This window comes from Phormidium sp. CCY1219 (genome assembly GCF_035615515.1).
Classification (GTDB): Bacteria; Cyanobacteriota; Cyanobacteriia; order Cyanobacteriales; family Laspinemataceae; genus CCY1219.
The window spans coordinates 1-231 of record NZ_JAJENT010000151.1 but is presented as its reverse complement, the minus strand read 5'-3'; the positions used below and the strand labels follow the sequence as shown (position 1 = coordinate 231).

The 231-nt window shown below is 53.2% G+C and carries 1 protein-coding gene; it reads left to right on the top strand.

The genetic code is table 11. The annotated features are described in order from the left end of the window. Positions 1-231 (top strand): hypothetical protein (locus tag LKK83_RS00785; protein ID WP_324628819.1); only part of this gene is annotated, 231 nt, incomplete at both ends.

Here is a 231-nt window from a genome sequence, read left to right as displayed (position 1 = left end):
CTTCGGTTTCGTCCGCCACACCTTCGTCAGTGGCCTCGAAATCGGTCGAAATTTGCGGCAAGTGCTGCACCAACTTTACCTCGAACGGGGACTCACCCAAGGCGATCGCCTGTTTGAAAAATGGCTGGACTCCTCCGATTTTGGTGGCTCCACCTGGATGGCGCGAGCATTAATCCAAATCTCCGAATGGTTTGACTCGCAGCGCCAATCTATCCAAAAGCTCATCCTCAA